16 protein-coding genes are annotated in these 18777 nt (G+C 72.9%); 12 read left to right on the top strand and 4 right to left on the bottom strand.

Going from position 1 to position 18777, the window contains the following annotated elements; all coding sequences use genetic code 11:
- The first annotated feature begins 177 nt into the window (after positions 1-177).
- The 7 genes from AB0G35_RS25485 (at position 178) to AB0G35_RS25455 (ending at position 7168) form a co-directional block, all read left to right on the top strand.
- Positions 178-1281, top strand: coding sequence for an NADH:flavin oxidoreductase/NADH oxidase (locus tag AB0G35_RS25485; RefSeq protein WP_360953861.1), 1104 nt, complete (start codon positions 178-180; stop codon positions 1279-1281).
- Positions 1282-1425: 144 nt separating this feature from the next.
- A complete protein-coding gene (locus tag AB0G35_RS25480; protein WP_360953858.1) occupies positions 1426-2511 on the top strand; it encodes an exo-alpha-sialidase in 1086 nt (361 codons plus the stop codon).
- Positions 2512-2740: 229 nt separating this feature from the next.
- A complete protein-coding gene (locus AB0G35_RS25475) occupies positions 2741-3418 on the top strand; it encodes a uracil-DNA glycosylase (RefSeq protein ID WP_360953855.1) in 678 nt (225 codons plus the stop codon).
- 23 nt (positions 3419-3441) lie between these two features.
- Complete coding sequence (locus AB0G35_RS25470; protein ID WP_360953852.1) at positions 3442-4488, top strand: phospholipid scramblase-related protein; 1047 nt, start codon at positions 3442-3444, stop codon at positions 4486-4488.
- Positions 4481-5485, top strand: coding sequence for a BadF/BadG/BcrA/BcrD ATPase family protein (locus AB0G35_RS25465; protein WP_360953849.1), 1005 nt, complete (start codon positions 4481-4483; stop codon positions 5483-5485). The genes AB0G35_RS25470 and AB0G35_RS25465 overlap by 8 nt, the downstream gene beginning before the upstream one ends.
- A 185-nt stretch (positions 5486-5670) precedes the next feature.
- Positions 5671-6537 carry a hypothetical protein gene (locus AB0G35_RS25460; RefSeq protein ID WP_360954091.1) on the top strand — a complete coding sequence of 289 codons (867 nt, stop codon included), beginning with the start codon at positions 5671-5673 and terminating at the stop codon, positions 6535-6537.
- 289 nt (positions 6538-6826) lie between these two features.
- Entirely contained in the window at positions 6827-7168 is a 342-nt protein-coding gene (locus AB0G35_RS25455; RefSeq protein WP_360953846.1) for a nuclear transport factor 2 family protein, read from the top strand.
- Positions 7169-7190: 22 nt separating this feature from the next.
- On the opposite strand, the gene AB0G35_RS25450 is transcribed toward AB0G35_RS25455, so the two are convergent.
- Together AB0G35_RS25450 and AB0G35_RS25445 are read right to left on the bottom strand one after the other, a co-directional pair.
- Entirely contained in the window at positions 7191-8285 is a 1095-nt protein-coding gene (locus AB0G35_RS25450; protein ID WP_360953843.1) for a lactonase family protein, read from the bottom strand.
- A 217-nt stretch (positions 8286-8502) separates the two neighbouring features.
- Complete coding sequence (locus AB0G35_RS25445) at positions 8503-10023, bottom strand: FUSC family protein (protein WP_360953840.1); 1521 nt, start codon at positions 10021-10023, stop codon at positions 8503-8505.
- A gap of 791 nt (positions 10024-10814) precedes the next feature.
- On the opposite strand from AB0G35_RS25445, the gene AB0G35_RS25440 reads away from it, so the two are divergent.
- The 3 genes from AB0G35_RS25440 (at position 10815) to AB0G35_RS25430 (ending at position 13021) form a co-directional block, all read left to right on the top strand.
- Positions 10815-11363, top strand: a complete 549-nt coding sequence (locus AB0G35_RS25440) for a hypothetical protein (RefSeq protein WP_360953837.1) — start codon at positions 10815-10817, stop codon at positions 11361-11363.
- 365 nt (positions 11364-11728) lie between these two features.
- Positions 11729-12208 (top strand): Lrp/AsnC family transcriptional regulator, encoded by a 480-nt coding sequence (locus AB0G35_RS25435; RefSeq protein ID WP_360953834.1) that lies wholly within the window; start codon positions 11729-11731, stop codon positions 12206-12208.
- A 57-nt stretch (positions 12209-12265) separates the two neighbouring features.
- Positions 12266-13021 carry an HAD family phosphatase gene (locus tag AB0G35_RS25430; RefSeq protein ID WP_360953831.1) on the top strand — a complete coding sequence of 252 codons (756 nt, stop codon included), beginning with the start codon at positions 12266-12268 and terminating at the stop codon, positions 13019-13021.
- Positions 13022-13097: 76 nt separating this feature from the next.
- Here the strand turns inward: AB0G35_RS25430 and AB0G35_RS25425 are convergent, their stop codons facing one another.
- Together AB0G35_RS25425 and AB0G35_RS25420 are read right to left on the bottom strand one after the other, a co-directional pair.
- Positions 13098-14177, bottom strand: a complete 1080-nt coding sequence (locus AB0G35_RS25425; RefSeq protein WP_360953828.1) for a substrate-binding domain-containing protein — start codon at positions 14175-14177, stop codon at positions 13098-13100.
- Positions 14178-14604: 427 nt separating this feature from the next.
- Positions 14605-15837, bottom strand: a complete 1233-nt coding sequence (locus tag AB0G35_RS25420; RefSeq protein WP_360953825.1) for a helix-turn-helix domain-containing protein — start codon at positions 15835-15837, stop codon at positions 14605-14607.
- Positions 15838-16011: 174 nt separating this feature from the next.
- On the opposite strand from AB0G35_RS25420, the gene AB0G35_RS25415 reads away from it, so the two are divergent.
- Positions 16012-17181, top strand: coding sequence for a lactate 2-monooxygenase (locus tag AB0G35_RS25415; protein WP_360953822.1), 1170 nt, complete (start codon positions 16012-16014; stop codon positions 17179-17181).
- Between the two features lie 82 nt (positions 17182-17263).
- Positions 17264-18232 carry an NAD(P)-dependent oxidoreductase gene (locus AB0G35_RS25410; protein ID WP_360953819.1) on the top strand — a complete coding sequence of 323 codons (969 nt, stop codon included), beginning with the start codon at positions 17264-17266 and terminating at the stop codon, positions 18230-18232.
- Positions 18233-18777: the final 545 nt, after the last annotated feature.

Here is an 18777-nt window from a genome sequence, read left to right as displayed (position 1 = left end):
CTCCTGTGGGGTCTGCGGGCCCGCTCTCCGGGTTCCGGGGCCCTGACGCCCGGTCCGCACGCTCATTGTACGAGAAGCATCGTAGTTTGACATCCACCGTAGTACGGTGTTTATCGTACGAGCAGGGGCCGGTCCGGCTCCCGTCCTTCCCGGCACACCCAGGCACAGGAGCCCGCCGTGAGCGCACTGTTCGAGCCCATCACCCTTCGGTCGCTGACCATCCCGAACCGCCTCTGGATGGCGCCGATGTGCCAGTACTCCGCGGCGGCCGACGGCCCGGAGGAGGGGGCGCCCAACGACTGGCACTTCCAGCACCTGGCCGCGCGGGCGACGGGCGGCACCGGGCTGATCCTCACCGAGGCGACCGCGGTGCGCCCCGACGGCCGGATCAGCCCGTACGACCTCGGACTGTGGAACGACACCCAGACCGAGGCCTTCCGGCGCATCACCGCCTTCCTCAAGGCCCAGGGCACCACCCCGGGCGTCCAGATCGCCCACGCCGGGCGAAAGGCGTCCACCGAGCGCACCTGGGTCAACCGCGGCGGCCCGATCCTGCCCGGTCAGCGGCACGGCTGGGAGCCGGTGGGGCCGAGCCCGCTGCCGTTCGACGAGGGGTTCACCACGCCGGCGGAGCTGTCCGTGGCGCAGATCCAGGAACTCGTCGGGCAGTTCGGGGCGACCGCGCGCCGGGCGCTGGCGGCCGGCTTCGAGGTGGCCGAGATCCACGGGGCGCACGGCTACCTGATCAACCAGTTCCTCTCCCCGTTCACCAACCGGCGCACCGACGCCTACGGCGGCTCGTACGAGAACCGGACGCGGTTCGCGCTGGAGGTCGTGGACGCCGTGCGGGCCGAGTGGCCGGACGAGCTGCCGCTCTTCTTCCGGATCTCGGCGACCGACTGGCTCACCGAGGACACCGGTGACGACCGCACGGGCTGGACGGCCGACGACACCGTGCGCTTCGCCCGGGACCTGCGGGAGCACGGCGTCGACCTGCTGGACACCTCCACCGGCGGCAACGCCCCGGACGCCAAGATCACCGCCGGTCCGGGCTACCAGGTGCCGTTCGCCGCGCGCGTCAAGAAGGAGACCGGCCTGGCGGTGGGCGCCGTCGGGCTGATCACCGAGGCCCGGCAGGCGGAGAAGATCATCGCGGACGGCCAGGCGGACGCCGTGCTGCTCGGCCGGGAGCTGCTGCGCTCCCCCAGCTTCGCGCAGCACGCGGCGAAGGAGCTGGGCGCCGAGGTCCGGGTTCCGCAGCCGTACCACCGCGCCGTCTGAGCCGGTCCGACATCTCGCGCGGCGGGGCGCGGCACGCCGTAGCACCCCGTCCGACCTGCGCGGACGCGTTCCGGGACGCCGTTGTCAGTGGTCGGGTGCAGACTTGCCACTATCTGAGACAACGGCGTCCCGGAGGTTCGGGCCATGACTGACGTACTACTCGCGGTGGGCACCCGCAAAGGGCTCTTCATCGGCCGGCGACGGCGCGGTGCATGGGAATTGAGCGGTCCGCATTTTCCCTCGCAGGCGGTGTACTCCCTCGGGATCGACACCCGCCGTGCGACCCCCCGGCTGCTGGCCGGGGCCGACAGCACCCATTGGGGCCCGTCGGTGTTCCACTCCGACGATCTGGGCGAGAGCTGGCAGGAGCCCGCCCGCCCCGCGGTCAAGTACCCCAAGGACACCGGGACTTCGCTGGAGCGGGTGTGGCAGCTGCATCCGGCGGGCCCGGCCGCCCCGGACGTGGTGTACGCCGGCACCGAGCCCGGCGGACTGTTCCGCTCCGAGGACTGCGGTGAGACGTTCGAGCTGGTCCGGGCGCTGTGGGAGCACCCGAGCCATGAGCAGTGGGTACCGGGCGGCGGCGGACTGGCGGTCCATACCGTGATCACGGACCCGCGGGACGCCGACGCGGTCACCGTCGCGGTGTCCACGGCCGGGGTGTTCCGCACCCTGGACGGCGGTGCCAGCTGGGCGCCGTCCAACAAGGGCGTCAAGGCGGTCTTCCTGCCGGACCAGCATCCGGAGTTCGGCCAGTGCGTCCACAAGATCGCCCAGGACCCGGTCGACCGCGACCGGCTCTATCTGCAGAACCACTGGGGTGTCTACCGCAGCGACGACGCGGGCGCGCAGTGGACGGACATCGGCGCCGGTCTGCCCTCCGACTTCGGCTTCGCGGTGGCCGCCCATCCGCACCGCGGCGATGTCGCCTACCTCTTCCCCATCACGGCCGACATCGACCGGGTGCCCGCTGAGCACCGCTGCCGGGTCTACCGCACCTCCGATGCCGGCGGAAGCTGGGAGGCGCTGAGCCACGGCCTCCCCGCGGAGGACCACTACGGCACGGTGCTGCGCGACGCCCTCTCCGTCGACGACGCCGATCCCGCAGGGGTGTATTTCGGCAATCGCAACGGCGAGGTGTACGCCAGCGCGGACGACGGCGACAGCTGGCGGCAGCTCGCCTCCCATCTGCCGGACGTGCTGTGCGTCCGGGCAGCGGCGGTGGCGTGAGCAAGGAAATGCGCCGGGCAAGGGGGCCTGGGCGAGCAGGTGAGCGGTGCTGCCACCGATGCCTACGGAAGCCACCGGCACCTCCGGAAGGAGGAACTGCGGGGCGCCGTACGGGGGTTGGGGCGCTCCGGGCTCGGGCCGGGCGCGGGCCGGGTGCGGTCCGCCGGGAGCGGTCCGTCGAGGGAACCGGAATTGAAGGGGACGGGGCCTCGGCCAGTAGGGTGAGCCCGTGGCTGCACGACCTCTTCAAGACATCGTCGAATCAGGCTGGGCCAAAGCGCTGGAGCCCGTCGCCGACCGGATCGCCGCGATGGGCGACTTCCTGCGGGCAGAGATCGCCCAGGGGCGCACCTATCTGCCGGCCGGCAGCAACGTGCTGCGCGCCTTCCAGCAGCCGTTCGACGAGGTGCGGGTGCTCATCGTCGGGCAGGACCCCTACCCCACCCCGGGGCATGCGGTCGGGCTCAGCTTCTCGGTGGCGCCGGACGTCCGTCCGCTGCCCGGGAGCCTGGAGAACATCTTCCGCGAGCTGCACTCCGACCTCGGCCTGCCCCGTCCGTCCAACGGCGATCTGACCCCGTGGACGCGCCAGGGCGTCCTGTTGCTGAACAGGGCGCTGACGACGGCGCCGCGCAAGCCCGCAGCGCACCGCGGTAAGGGCTGGGAAGAGGTCACCGAGCAGGCCATCCGCGCGCTGGTGGCCCGCGGCCGTCCGCTGGTGTCGATCCTGTGGGGGCGCGACGCCCGGAATCTGCGGCCGCTGCTGGGCGACCTGCCGGCCGTCGAGTCCGCGCACCCCTCCCCGATGTCCGCCGACCGGGGCTTCTTCGGCTCCCGCCCGTTCAGCCGGGCGAACGACCTGTTGGCCCGGCAGGGCGCGGCGCCCGTCGACTGGAGGCTGCCCTGACCCCGGGCGATAGTGTGCCTGGCATGACGAATGCGAACATCCCTGCGGGTTGGTACGCCGACCCGCAGGGCACCCCCCACCAACTCCGCTGGTGGGACGGGTCCCAGTGGACGGCACACACCCACCCGGGACAACAACCGGCAGCCCCGGACCGGACCGCGCAGCCCGGCCCCCAGCAGCCGCAGCAGCAGTACGCCCCGGCCCAGCAGCAGCCGGCCGCCCAGCAGCCCGCGCCGCAGCAGACGGCCCCGCAGCAGGCCCCGCCGCAGCAACCCGCCCCGGCCCAGGCTCCGTACCCCGGCCAGCCGCAGGGCGGCGCCCCGTACGGCCAGCCCGGTCCCGGCCAGCCGATGCAGCAGCCGTACGGCCAGCAGCCGGTGCCCGGCCAGCAGCCCGGCCCGTACGCCGGCGCCGGTGTACCGCACCAGGTGCAGCAGCAGGCGGGGGTGGCGCCGACGGGCCAGGGCGGCGGAACGCTGTTCACCGAGCCGGTGCTGGTGGTCAACCAGAAGGCCAAGCTCATCGAGGTCACCAACGAGTACGGCGTCTTCGACCAGCACGGCAACACCCTGGGCACGGTCGTCCAGGTCGGCCAGAGCACGGCCAAGAAGGTGCTGCGGGTGGTCTCCAGCCTGGACCAGTACATGACCCACAAGCTGGAGATCCGGGACGCCTACGGACAGCCGCAGCTGGTGCTGACCCGGCCCGCGAAGCTCATCAAGTCCCGGGTCATCGTGGAGCGTCCGGACGGCTCGCCGGTCGGCGAGATCGCCCAGCAGAACGCCATCGGGAAAATCAACTTCGGGATGATGGTGAACGGCCAGCAGATCGGCGCCATCAAGGCCGAGAACTGGCGGGCCTGGAACTTCGCCATCGTGGACCACACCGACACCGAGGTCGCCCGGATCACCAAGACCTGGGAGGGCCTCGCCAAGACGATGTTCACGACCGCCGACAACTACGTCCTGCAGATCCACCAGCAGCTGCCCGATCCGCTGCTCAGCCTGGTCGTCGCCACGGCCCTGACCGTCGACACCGCCCTCAAGCAGGACGCCCGGGGCCTTGGCTGACACCTCCGGCGGCCATGTCCTCGGCGTCGACTCGGGCGGGTCGGGGCTGCGGATCGCGGTGGCCCGCGCGGACGACGCCGCGGCGCGGCCGCTGGCCGTCCGCACCTCCCGCGAACCGGTGCGCACCGGCCCGGCCGGGATCGACGCGGACCATCTGCTCTCCCGACTCCTCCCGCTGGCCGGGGAGTTGGGGCGGGAGGTGGGGGCTCGGGGTTTCCCGGCCGTGTGTGTCGGCGCCGCCGGGATGGCCTCCATGGGCGACGCGCTGCGCGCCCGACTGCCCGGCGCGCTGGCCACCGCCTACGGGGTGCGCGGGCTCGTCCTCGCGGCCGACGCCGTGACCGCGTACGCCGGGGCGCTCGGGCAGCGGCCCGGTGCCGTGGTCGCCGCGGGCACCGGCGTGATCGCGCTCGGCACCGACCTGACCGGTGCGGCGGGCTGGCGCCGCGCGGACGGCTGGGGCCATCTGCTGGGCGACTGCGGCAGCGGCGCGTGGATCGGCCGGGCCGGCCTGGAGGCCGCCCTGCGCGCGTACGACGGCCGGCCCGGGGGTTCGGCCGCCCTCCTGGCGCGCGCCGAGGCGGTGTTCGGCCCGGTCGCCGGGCTGCCCTCGGCGCTCTACCCGCGCCCCGACCGGCCCGCCGTCCTCGCCTCGTTCGCGCCCGAGGTCGGCCGGTGCGCCGCGGCGGACGACCCGGTGGCGCGGGGCGTCCTGGCCGCCGCCGCGGGCCATATCGCCGATGCCGCGGCCGCGGTCTGTCCGCCCGGCACCGGTCGCGCGGTGGCCTGTACCGGCGGGCTGTTCGGCCTCGGCGAACCGCTGCTGGCCCCGCTGCGGACCGCGCTCGCCGAACGTCTGCCGGACGCCCCGCTGACGCCCGCCGCCGGGACCCCGCTCGACGGGGCGCTGACCCTCGCCGCGGCGCTCGCCGGCGACCGGCTGAAACTCCCCGCCGATGGGAAGTTGTTGCAGATCACACGGCCTGCGCCGGGGTAGCACGACCATGACGCGCGGGATAAATCGGGACGGATACCTCGGCACCGAACCCTCCCTCCGCGGGGGGTGGGCCCAAGGCGTTAGCATGCGGCGCCATGAGTTCCCCCACTGGGCCCGCACCTGGCTCGCCCGATATTGACGCCGCACCCCCGAGCCCGGGAGCCGCACCCGGCCTGCCCGTACGCATGCCGCGCGCGCGGCAGTCCGGCCGCCACCGCAGGCCGGAGCCGCTCGCCGCACCCGAGGGCGCACCCGCCCTGGTGCTGGCCGTGCCCGGCACCCCGTCCACCGCCGCGCGCAGCCTGGCGGAGGAGGTCTCCAGCATCGCCCGCTCCGAACTCCCCGGTCTGGACGCCCGGATCGGGTACGTCGACGGCGGTGACGAGGAGTTCCCGTCGCTCGAAGCGGTGCTGGCGCAGGCCGCCGCCGAGCGCAAGGCCCGGGAGAGCGCCGAAGGCCAGGAAGACCCCGGCCCCGTCGCGGTGGTCGTGCCGCTGCTGGCCGGCCCGGACAGCGCGCTGCTGCGCCGGATACGCCAGGCCATGATGAACAGCGGCTCGGGCGCCGAGCTGACCGACGTCCTCGGCCCGCACCCGCTGCTCGCCGAGGCGCTGCACGTCCGGCTCTCCGAGGCCGGTCTGGCGCGCGCCGACCGGGCCCGGCTGTTCACGGTCGCGACGGCCGCGGACGGCATCATCCTCGCCACCGTCGGCGGCGAGGAGGCCGTGCAGGCCGCCGGGATCACCGGCATGCTGCTGTCCGCACGGCTCGCGGTGCCGGTGCTGGCCGCCGCGCTGGACGAGGAGGGCGCCATCTCCCGCACGGCCGAGCAGCTGCGCGAGTCCGGTTCGCAGCAGCTGGCGCTGGCTCCGTACCTGATCGGCCCGGAGATCGCCGACGGCCTGGTGGGGGCGGCCGCAGCGGAGGCGGGCTGCGCGTCCGCCGAGCCGCTGGGCGCGTACGGCGCGGTGGGCCGGCTGGTGCTCTCCAACTACGCGGCGGCGATGGGCATCACCCTCCCGACGCAGACGCCGGGGGTTCCGGTCCGCTAGGAGAGCGGATGCACAGAACGCAACGCCGGTAGCCGCTACCGGCCAGGGGCCGTCCCCGCACGCATCGTGCGGGGACGGCCCTTCGCCCTTTTCTCCTTCCCCCTTTTCGGATGGACGGCACGCCCCCGGGCGGAGGGCCGCGGTCCGGTTCCGGCCGTGAGCGGCGCAGATGCCCGCGAGACGGCCTGGGAGCGTGGCGGGTGCGGCCCGGGACCCCGGCGCGCCGTACGCTCGCCAGAGGACCCCGCACGGCCCCTCACGGGCGCTCACCCGTACGCGAAGGAAGCCCATGTCGAACCTCGACATCGTCCGAGCCGGTTTCGCCGCCTACCTGGCTCAGGACCGCGACGCCATCGAGCGGCTGCTCGCCGACGACTTCGTCTTCACCAGCCCCCAGGACGACCACATCGACCGGGCCACCTTCCTGGAGGTCTGCTTCCCGACCGCGGACCGGCTGCGCCACCAGGAGATCCTGGATGCCGTGGAGATCGACGCCGAACAGGTCTACGTCCGCTACGAGTACGAGCTGACGACCGGTGAACGGCACCGCAACGTCGAGGTGCAGACGGTGCGGGACTGCCGGATCGCGGAGGCCCAGGTGTACTTCGGCGGCCGTTTCCCGCAGGGGTGAAGGACCGCTCCCTCGGCCGCCCTCAGACGAACACGATGCAGGAGGCCGCCGGCGCCTTCATCGCGCCGCCCCGCGCCGGGACCCCGCTCTCCGGGTCGACGGTGAACCAGGTGACGTCGCCGGAGCGCTCGTTGGCCACGTAGAGGTGCCGGCCGTCCGGGTGCAGCGCCAGGGCGCGCGGCCAGTGGCCGCCGCAGGGCACGGTGGTGACGAGGGTGGCCGCGGCGCCCGAGGGGTCGAGGGCGAGTACGGAGAGGCTGTCGTGGCCCCGGTTGGCGGCCCAGGCGAACCGTCCGTCCGGAGAGACGACCAGACCGGAGGGGAACGTTCCGGCCGCCTCCGCCCCTTCCGGCAGCAGTCGGCACTCCCCCAGCGGCGTCAGGGCCCCCCGTTCCCCGTCCCACCGGCAGACCGTCACCGCGGGGTCGAGTTCGTGGATGACGTAGGCGTGGTGGCCGTGCGGGTGGAAGGCGAGATGGCGCGGGCCGCTGCCGGGCCGGAGCCGCACCTCGTCGTGCACGTCCGGCGCCTCGGCGGACGGATCGGCGAACGCGCAGATGCGCACGGAGTCGGTGCCCAGATCGACGCTGAGCAGCCACCGCCCGTCCGGCGCGGGGGCGACGGCATGGGCGTGCGGCCCCTCCTGGCGGTCGGCCTGCGGCCCGCTGCCCTGATGGGCGAGCACTCCGGCGGTTCCACCGAGCGAACCGTCCGCGCCGACCGGGAGCGTACTGACGCTGCCGGAGCTGTAGTTGGCGGTGACCAGCCGGCCCTCCACCAGGGTGAGATGGGTCGGATCGGCGCCCCCGACGGGGACGGCCGGGCCGAGCGGTTCGGGCCGCCCGCCGGGCGTGAGGAGGAAGGCGGCCGCAGCCCCGTCGGCGGTCTCGCTGACCGCGTACAGCCGCCGGCCGCCGGGATCCGGCACCAGATAGGAGGGGTTCGGGACGGCGTCGGTGGAGTGCAGCGCGGTGAGCGCCCCCGACTCCGGGTCGACCGCCGCGGTGATGATCCCGCGCCCCCCATTTGTGGTGAACGACCCGATGTACGCCCGCCGCCCCGGCGCCGCCTCCTCCGGCTCCGCACCCACTGCGTCCGCCGCCGCCCCGTCCGTCACCGCTCCACCCTTCGTCCACCGGCCCGTGGTACGCCGGGACGCACCACGCACCCGGCGTACGTATCCCTTACCGCGGGGCACGGCGGACACGCCAGTGCCCCGCGGTAGACCGGGAGAGACGCCACCGGTGGACGCCGCCGGCACAGGCCGCCGACGCCACGTGGTCGATCACCGGCGTCGCCGAGCGGAAGGGAGTCGGAGGGGAGTCGGAGGGAGTTCAGGCGCCCATCGGGATCCGGTCGGCGCGTCCGAGGGGCACGGCGAGGGCGAGCAGGGCCTGCTCCAGGGCGTGCAGATGGGCCAGGTGGGCCAGCACGGGCCCGCCCTCGGCAGACGGCACCACCTCCCCGGCATCGACCTGGCGGCCGCGCCCGTCAAGAGGGGCATCGGTGAGGGCCTCGACGGCGGCTTCCACACGCCAGCAGGCCGCGACCAGCCGCGCGTCGTGCGAGGCCACCGGGTCGGCGGCGACGGACGCCAGTCCGCGCACTTCACGCGCGCAGTCGTCGAGCAGCGCGAGCACCTGCCGGGCCCGGCCCTTGCGGGCGCGCAGGGGGCTGAGCGGATGCACCAGCGGGACGAGCGAGAGCCGGACGCGACCGAGGATCGCCTCCAGCTCGGCGACCAGCGGCGCCGGATCGGCGGCCGCGTCTCCCGCGAGCCGGGCGGCGGCCTCCGCGGTACACGCGTGCACACACCTCACGGCCTGTTCGACCCGCTCGTCGGTGACGGAGTGCGTGGTCACGGGCAGGACGAGGAGCACCGCGAGCACGGCACCGAGGGCGCCGACGGCCGTCTCGGCCACTCGCAGGCCGAGCAGCGCCGGGTCGAGCACACCGAGCAGCCCGTAGAGCGTGCTCGCCATCACGGTGACGGCGAGCATCATCCAGGTGTAGGAGACGGCGGCGGTGTAGAAGATCCCGAAGACGCTGGCCGCGACGATCACGGCGGCCGCGACCGGCTCATCGTGCAGGGGCACGGCGACGGCGAAGCCCAGCACCACCCCGAGCACCGTTCCCAGGAACCGCCGGAACCCACGGACGAGCGTCTCGCCCCGCGAGGTGGTGTTCACGAACACCCACCATGTGGCGCCCACGGCCCAGTACCACCGCTGGTCGGACAGCACCTGCCCGGCGGCGAGGGCGAAGGCGGCTCCCACGGTCGCCTGCACGGCCTGCCGCGTCGTGATCCGCGCGAGGCCCGTCCCCCCGTTCGCGGCGACCGCGGCGGCGGGCGCCGGCAGCCGCCGCTCGTAGCACCACACCCCGAACCGCACCACCGACGACGCCACGAGCGAGAGCAGCACGGCCGCGTACAGCTCGGGGAGCTGACCGGGAACGGTGTGCAGGAACTGCGCCGCGAAAAAGGTCATGAACGCGAACACGCCCAGCGCGTGCCCGCGCGGCCCCCACCGCCGCGCGTACACCCCCGCCCCGACGACAGCCAGGAACGCCAGGTCACGCGCGAGGGGCACATCGTGCAGCAGGGCCGCGAGGGCAAGAACCGGAAGGCCGACGACCGGCAGCAAGGCGGTCGTCACGGCCTGCTCGCGCACGGTCGGATCGGTCACCGTGAACAGGGCGAGCAGCGCGGCCAGACCACCCGTGATCGCGGCGACCAGCGCATGCCCGGCCACCCCGCACAACGCCACGGCGAGTCCGACGCCGACCACGGCCCGAGCCGCGAACCGCAGTCGCATCCGCCCCGGATCCGGTGCCACGAATGCCCTCTTCAGCAAGTTGCCCGCCCCTTCCGCACACAGGTGCACCACGACATGAGAAAGGCGCCGCGGGGATCCCGCAGCGCCATCGACGCACACATCTCAGCACCTGTTCGGCCGATGGCTCAACAGCGGCCGAAAGCACTGGACCATTGGCCCACCCGCGGACGGTCCGCGGTTACCACCGACGGGCCAATGGCCCACTCACCCCGTGAACCCTCGAAATTCCGGCCGCTCGCTTCCTCCCCCATCCGCCCTGACTACCGCGGCCGCCACTTCCCCACCCATGCTTTGACCATCCCCTCCGGCGCCGCCCGCACCGCGCAACCCGCCGCCCGTCCCGGCACGCACGGAGTCGTCGAGGGCAGCCGGAAAACACGGGACTGACGCATTCAGCCGCGCACGGCTACGATCCTCCTTAGGAGCCTTCGTACTCTTTCGAGGCGACCCGCTTCTGACCCGACGGCCGGCAGATCCACGACCGCGAAACCGGCCTCGGCGACGGCAACAGCACCGCCACAGAAAACCGGTACGGGGACTACGCGAGCTCGGGGGAGGACGCCGGACAGGGAAATCCGAAGCCACACCCCGTGGCACCCGACCGAAAGCTTGACGAAAAAGACGTGCAATTCCGCACCAGCCCGTCGGCCGCCGGCTTCCGCGGAAGCCGGCGGCGCGAGGGTCGGGGACTCTCCCGAACGCGGTCTGGTCAGGGATGCCGAAGACGCGCCGGTCCGGCGGGCTGGGCCGGGCACACGACCGGGCCACCCCTTACGCGGGGGCGCACGGAACAGGAAGGGAGACGAGCAATGAAGCGGCAGACGGCCACGGTGAAGCTCCGAAGGAAGTCCCAGCGCATCCTGCAGTGGTTCTTCGCCACGCTCCTCCTCGCCCTGGGGGCTCTCGCGGTCAATAAAATGGGCTTTGCCGGGCCGAATAAAGCCCAAGTAGGCCTCACCGCCTGCTTTGCCAGCATATTCTTGATACAGAGAATTTCGCGGCGCCGCATCCTCATCTCGCAAGGCGAGTTACGCATCGTCAATGCGATCTTTGAATACAGGGTGGCATGCGCTGCCGTAGCCCAGGTCCTCGTCGACACTGGAGGGAATCTGAGGCTGAAAACGGCAGGCGGTGAGGAAATTTACGTAGCCGCCTACAGCGGCTCACTCATAGATCATTTCGTGGGCAGCTCGGACCGGGCGGCCGAAACGATCCGCCGGCACATGCCGAAGAAGACCACTTCCGCCCCAGACTCCGCGGTACACAGAAGGCTCGCAGTTTCCTGGCTGTCGGAGATCTGGTTGGCCGCCGCGGCGGCCTTCGGCGTATGGACCGCCGTGGCTCATGCGGTTGGTTGAGCGGTAGCCAACGGCCTGCGGCTCCCCTGACGGCAGCTCACCGGCGATCGAGGCCGGCTCGGCCGGCTCTCCACCCGGCCCCGCGACCAGCTCCCCCGACCTGCCCGAGGTCCGCTGACCGATGGGCCGTTCGTCCCCCACAGACCGGAAACGCTGCGCCATTGGCCCAGTCGATGGCACTCATTCCGGTTCGGCGGCGGTCCCACGGCCGAGCCCCGCCGGACCGCAGGTGCCAGGTTCGCGCCGGCCGGGGCGCCGGCGGCGGAGGGGTGGCGGACCGGCAGCCGGTGCCGGCGGCGGCCGGGAGGCTGGGCCATTGGTACATTCACCGGCAGGGCCCGCCGACCGTGAGGAGGCCGTGGACCGTGCCCGTGGACGCCCTGGACGCCAAGATCCTTCGGCTGCTGCTGGAGCAGCCGCGCACCAGCGTGCGGGAGTACGCCCGGCTGCTCGGCGTGGCCCGGGGCACCGTGCAGGCGCGGCTGGACCGGCTGGAGCGGGACGGCGTGATCACGGCGTACGGGCCGCGGCTGTCGCCCGCCGCGCTCGGCCATCCGCTGCTCGCCTTCGTGCACATCGAGGTCACCCAGGGCCACCTGGAGGAGGTGGCCGACGCGCTCGCGGAGGTGCCGCAGATCATCGAGGCGTTCTCGACGACCGGCGGCGGCGATCTGCTGACCCGGGTGGTGGCCCGGGACGCGGCGCATCTGGAGGACGTGATCCAGCGACTGATCAGCCTGCCGGGGGTGGTCCGTACGCGGACGGAGATGGCGCTGCGCGAGCGGGTGCCGCACCGGATGCTGCCGTTGGTCGAGGACGTGGGCGGCACCACGCGGCCGCGGTGAGCCGGGCCGGCCCGGCGGCCGGCCGTCCGGCGGGCGCGTGGGGGCATGCCGGAGGGCATGAGCGCCTCCCCCGCCTCCCGGGTCACGCCCGGGCCGCCCACCCCGGTGATCTTCGATCTCGACGGCACTCTGGTGGACAGCGAGCCGAACTCCTACGAGGCGGGGCGCCGGCTGCTGGCCGGCTACGGCGTGCCGGACTTCAGCGGGGAGCAGCACGCCCGTTTCCTCGGCATCGGGACACGGGAGACGCTGGAGATCCTCAGCGCGGAGTTCGGGATCGACGCGCCCTTGGACGAGCTGCTCGCGGGCGAGAACCGGCTCTATCTGGAGTTGGCGCGGGCTCACACCGAGGTCTTCCCGGAGATGCGCCGCTTCGTCCGGCGGCTGTCGGCGGCCGGGCATCCGATGGCGGTGGCGTCCGGTTCCTCGCGGGCCGCCATCGAGGCGGTGCTGGCGGGGACCGGGCTCGACGGGCTGCTGCCGACGGTGGTGCCGGCGGAGGAGGTGGCGCGCGGCAAGCTGGAACCCGATCTCTTTCTGGAGGCGGCGCGCCGGCTGGGGGTCGCGCCCGCGGACTGCGTGGTGCTGGAGGACGCGGCGCCCGGTGCGCTCGCGGCCGCCCGGGCCGGGATGCGGTGCATCGCGGTCCCGTATCCGGGCGGCACGGCCGACGACCCGGGGTTCGCGGGCGCCGGGCTGCTGTTCCGGGGCGGGCAGCGGGAGTTCACCGCGCGGGCCGCGTACGCGTGGCCGGGGCGGGCGGCGGGGCGGCCGCCGGGGGAACCGGCGGGGGACACCGCGACACCGTCCTGACGGATGCGCCGAACGGCCACGCCCCTGCCTGCGGCGGGGGGCGTGGCCGTCGTGGGTCATCGGGCGTCCGACGGGGTCACTCCAGGCCGAGCGACTTGCAGGCCGAGGCGAGATCGGCGCAGAGCAGATCGACACGGACCACGCCGTCACGGACGACGCTGTTCTTCAGGTTCTTCCGGTCGACGAGCTGCGCCTTGAACAGTCGGGCCGGAATGCCCGCCTTGCTGCTGCTGGTCACGACGGTGGAGGTCAGCGAGCTGATCTTCTTGCCGCGCAGCAGCTTGAACGCGATTTCTGCGGCCGTTTCGGCTTCCGGCCGGACTTCTTTGTAAATGGTGAAGGACTGGGTGCCGGCGACCACCCGCTGGAGGGCGGGGAGTTCGGCGTCCTGGCCGCCGAGCGGAATGTTCTTGAGGCCCGCCGACTTCAGTGCCTCGGCGATACCGCCGGCCATACCGTCGTTGGCGGAGTAGACCGCGTCGAATCCCTGCGCACCGCGCGCCTCGATGACGTCGGACATCTTCTTCTTCGCGGTCAGCGCGGACCAGTCGGGGATGTCCTTCTCGTAAACGATCTTGTGGACCTTGCCGTCGAGGACGTCATGCGCGCCCTTCTTGTAGGCCGGCGCATTCGGGTCGGTCGGCGAACCGTTCATCATGACGACGTCGGAGCTGGCCGCCTGCGATCCGAGGGCGTCGAGAAGGCCCTGCCCCTGGAGCCGGCCGATCTTCTCGTTGTCGTAGGAGACGTACGCTGCGACGTCGCCCTCGGCGAGCCGGTCGTAGGCGATGACCTTGACGCCCTTCTTGGCGGCCGCGTCGACCCAGCTCTTGGCCGCCTGGGAGTCGACCGGGTCGAGGATGATGACCTTGACACCCTTCTTCACCAGGGCGTCGAACTGCCTTTTCTGGGTGCCGACTTGCTGCTCGGCGTTGCCGTAATCCACTTTGCATTCGAGGCAGAGGGAGGCTACCCGCGAGGTAATGATGCGGCGGTCGAACTTCTCATAGCGGTCCGCTTTGTTCTCCGGGAGGAGCAGACCGATGGAGTCCTTGCCGGCACCCGCGTCCTGTTGATCTTGGCCGCAGGCCGCCAAAGGCGCAGCCAGCGAAAGCGCCATTGCGCCGGTGAGCGCACGCCGCATTATTGCATTCATTTTTTCGGTACCTCCCATGGGGCCGCCTGACCCGGCCCAGAACGGCTGAAGTGAACGCCACGACCTGCCCGATCGTCAAGAATCGAAGCAATAACGATACGAAAGCGGACGGTGAGTTGAGGCTCCGAAGAGAGGAAGGAGGCCGGCCACTCCGAGTGAACACCCGACCTTTATCGAGCCCCTCCGACTTCAACCTGCCTAGTCCACACCGGAGTTACCCGATCACGCTGAGTGAACATCAGGCTTGCTGTTATGTACAACGAGACGGCAACTCGCGCCCTTTCGCCGGCGGCGCACATATGGCACGCCATTGCCGGTAAATGCCCGATTAGCGCAGGACGCGTTTTCCGGGCCACTTTCGCTGCGCCCGGCACCTTATTCCGGCGAAGTCGCCTTCCTGTCGAAAGTGCGGTGTGCCGACGGGCGGTCAGGGGGCGATGGTCCGTGCGATGTCCAGGGTGAGCCGCTGCCAGGGGTCGCGCGGGTCGCGTCCGGTGAGGTCGCCGATGCGGCGCAGGCGGTAGCGCAGTGACTGCGGGTGCAGGCCCAGCCGGCGGGCGGCGGCGTTCGCGGAGCCGGTGTCGAGATAGGCGGTCAGCGCGTCCAGGAGATGCCGCGGGCCGGGGTGCCCGAGCGGACCGAGCAGCAACCGGGCGATCTGGTCGGGGGTGGTGGCGGGGCGGCCGGCGAGGAGCGCGAGGACCTGCGCGTCCCCGTCGGTGAGGAGGCGTGCGGGGTGGTGGGCGTGCGCGGGAGCGGTGTCCAGGGCGTCGGCCGCGAGGCGGTGGGCCACGGCGATCCGCTCCAGGCTCTCCCCGGAGATCGCGCAGCCGCGCAGGGCCCGCTCCCGCAGCGCCGCGGGCGCGGCCCCTTCGGCACCGGCCGGGAGCAGCAGGACGAGGCGGGAACCCCGGACCGTCGCCAGCGCGGTGACCTCGGACGTCCCCTCTTCCCCCTGGCCGGTCAGCGCCGCGAGCAACGCGTCCGCCGGTTCCGCGGAGCCGGCGGGCCGGGTGTCCGCGCCGGCCGACGGCAGCGGATCGGCGCCCTGCGCCGGCTGGACCGGTCCGGTCGCCCCTGCCGGCTCGGCCACCAACAGGCAGTAGGGATCCGGGAGTTGCACCCCCAGGCGGGCGGCGCGGCCGGTCAGTGCACCGACCGAGGCGTGCCGCCCGGCGATCAGGTCGTCGAGGAGCAACCGCAGCGCCCGGCCGCGGTCCCCCGCGAGGTCCTCGTTCGCGGCGGCGTAGGTCCCCGCCATCTCCTCGGCCAGGGTGTCCAGCGCGGTCAGCAGCATCCGGGTGAGGGCGAAGGCGTCCTCGGCGGTGGGCCGGGGCGTGCAGACCGCGATCTCGTCCGCGATGACCGTGGCCGCGACCCGGTAGGCCCGCAGCACGGCCTGCACGGGGCGGCCGTCGGCAGCCCGGGCCGCCGCGATGCCGCGGAACCGGCGCAGATCGGCCGGCGCCATCACGCCGTCCGTCGCCCACAGGCGCAGCAGCCGGTCCAGCGCCCAGGCGGCGATGGCCCGCACCTCCGGAAGCCGGCGGTCGTCGAGTGCCGCATAGGCGGGGACCTGCGCGTGCACCGCATCGACGATGGCGTCGACGACCCGGGGAGTGGCGGTCAGCTCCTGCCGGATCCGCTCACGGTCGTTCATCACAGGGTGATAGTCGCAGCGGAAGAAGGTGCGCACCACCGTGGACGGATCTTGTCACGGTCGCCAGGATCGCGGGGACGGCCCGACGGACTCCCGGTCGCGACGGACGCGGTCGCACCCGGACCCGTGGGCCCCCAGGAGACGCGAGCAGCGCACGAGAGGCGGGACGGCCGGATGGCGAAGCACTGGGCGGACTTCCAGTACGAGATCTATCTGAACGGCATGTCGGGCGCGGTACCCCGGCTGCCGACCGAGCTGAACCGGCTGGAGGAGCTCACCGGGCAGAGGCTGGGCCCCGGCCCGGTCGGCTATGTGGCGGGCAGTGCGGGCAACGGCAGCACCGCGGCCGCCAACCGGGCCGCCCTGGACCGCTTGCGGATCGTCCCGCGGATGCTCCGCGATGTGCACGAACGCGACCTGTCCGTCGAGGTGTTGGGCCGCCGGCTGCCGGCACCGATGGCGCTCGCACCGGTCGGGGTGCTGTCGATCCTGCATCCGGACGCCGAACCCGCCGCCGCCCGGGCCGCCGCGGCGCAGGGCGTCCCGTACATCCTCTCCTCCGCCTCCAGCACCCCCATGGAACAGGTCGCCGAGGCGATGGGTGACGGGGAGCGGTGGTTCCAGCTGTACTGGGCGAGGGACCGCGAGGTCACCCGGAGCTTCCTCGCGCGGGCGAAGGCGGCCGGTTTCACGGCGCTGTTCGTCACCCTCGACACCCCGCTCCTCGCCTGGCGGCCGCGCGACCTCGACCAGGCGTACCTGCCGTTCCTGCACGGGGTGGGCACCGCCAACTACTTCTCCGACCCCGCGTTCCGGGCCGGGCTCGCCAAGCCGGTCCACGAGGACCCGACGGCGGCCGTGCGGCACTTCGTGGGAATGTTCGCCGACCCCGCCAAGACCTGGCCCGACCTGGCGTTCCTGCGGGAGAACTGGGACGGCCCGATCGTACTCAAGGGCATCCTGCACCCGGACGACGCGCTGCGGGCGGCCGAGGCCGGCATGGACGGCGTGGTCGTCTCGAACCACGGCGGCCGTCAGGTGGCCGGCTCGGTCGCCGCGGCGGACGCGCTGCCCCGGGTCGTCGAGGCGGCCGGCGACCGGCTCACCGTGCTCTTCGACAGCGGCATCCGCACCGGCGACGACATCGTCAAGGCGCTGGCCCTCGGCGCGGAATCGGTGCTGGTCGGGCGCCCGTACGCGTACGGTCTCGGGCTCGACGGCCAGGCCGGCGTCGAGCACGTCATCCGCTGCCTGCTCGCCGAGTTCGACCTCACCCTCGCGCTGTCCGGGCACGCCCGCCCCGGCACGCTGACCGCGGACGACCTCACCACGGCGTCCGCGTAGCGCTCCGCGCCGACGCCGCCACCGCACCTCCGCATGACCACCGCGGCGCACACCGCGCCCCCCCGATACCGAGAGGCCCACCATGAAGAACGTCCTCGCCGTCATCTCCCCGCACGTGGGCGGCCGCACCGCCGGCGCCGCGCTGGCCGGCGTCTTTCCCGCCCAGGCCCAGGTCACCGTCGTCGAGAGCACCGACGAGGACCCCGCAGCGCTGGCCTCGGCGCAGGTCATCATCACCGGCCTCGCTCCCGTGACCGCCGAACACCTCGGTGCCGCACCGGAGTTGGAGCTGGTCCAGTGCGCCAGCCACGGCTTCGACTACGTCGATCTGGACGCCGCGCGCGACCGGGGCGTCCCGGTCTGCAACATCGGCTCCAGCGGCGCCGAGAAGCAGAACGTGGCCGAGCAGACCTTCGCCCTGATGCTCGCGCTCGCCAAGCAGCTGGTTCCCGCCCATACGGCGCTGACCGAGGCGGACTGGGCGCTGCCGCGTCTGCAGCAGTCGATCACCGAGCTGTCCGGGAAGACCCTCGGCATCGTCGGCCTGGGCCACATCGGCCTGGAGGTGGCGCGGCGGGCCCTCGCGTTCGACATGAGCATCGTCTACGCCGGGCCGAGGCCGGTCGCCCCGGAGACCGCGGCCCGGCTCGGCGGCGCCCGCCACCTGGACCTGGACGAGCTGCTCCGCACCTCCGACTACGTGACCCTGCACGCCCCGCTCACCGAGGCGACCCGGCACCTCCTCGACGCGGAGCGGCTCGCCCTGCTGAAGCCGAGCGCCTTCGTCATCAACACGGCGCGGGGTGCCCTGATCGACCAGGACGCACTCGCGGACGCGTTGTCCGCCGGGGCGCTCGCCGGCGCCGGTCTCGACGTCTTCGACCCCGAACCGCCCACCGCGGCACTGCGGCTCCTCAAGGCCCCGAACGTCGTCCTCTCCCCGCACGTCGCGGGCGTCACACGGGAAACACTGGTCCGCATCGCCCTGGCGGCCGTCCAGAACGTCATCACGCACCTGGAGGGCGGCCCCGTGCGAGACGTCGTCGGCTGAGGGCGGTCTCCGTGCGTGCCTCTCGGTGCCTGCCTCTCGGTGCGTGCCTCTCCGGGACCTCCCCGTACGTGCCCCTCCGTACCTGCCCCTCCGTACGGACCTCCCCGTACGGACCTCTCCGTACGTGCCCCTCCGGTACGGACCTCCCCGTACGGACCTCTCCGTACGTGCCCGTCTGGCCCGCCGCGGGGGTCCCGCCGTGGCGGGCGTGGTGTTTTCGGGTGCGGTGCCGGCCCTCCAGACTTCGTCCTCCGGTCCAGCCCCTCCCGTGAGTGGGGGGTACTGAGGTGAGTGGGGGGCGTGCGTCGCCCTGGAAACACCGCGCGTCGCGAGTAGGGGGAATACACCCCGGCCCGCCGAGTTGAGGCCCTGCAAGGGGCGCGCGCATCCCCTACGGGATCTGTTCGACCCTCCCCTACGGGACCGCTGGCCCCCTTGCAGACCCCAACCTCCACCCCCACCCACCGCATTCCCACCCCCAACGGGAGGGGACGGGCCGGAGGGGCCGGGGTGTGGGACGTAAAGCGAAGCAGTCCCACACCCCG

This window comes from Streptomyces sp. NPDC021749, assembly GCF_040640655.1.
Taxonomy (GTDB): Bacteria; Actinomycetota; Actinomycetes; order Streptomycetales; family Streptomycetaceae; genus Streptomyces.
The sequence above is the reverse complement of the archived record's forward strand: the minus strand, read 5'-3'. Positions and strand labels throughout refer to the sequence as shown.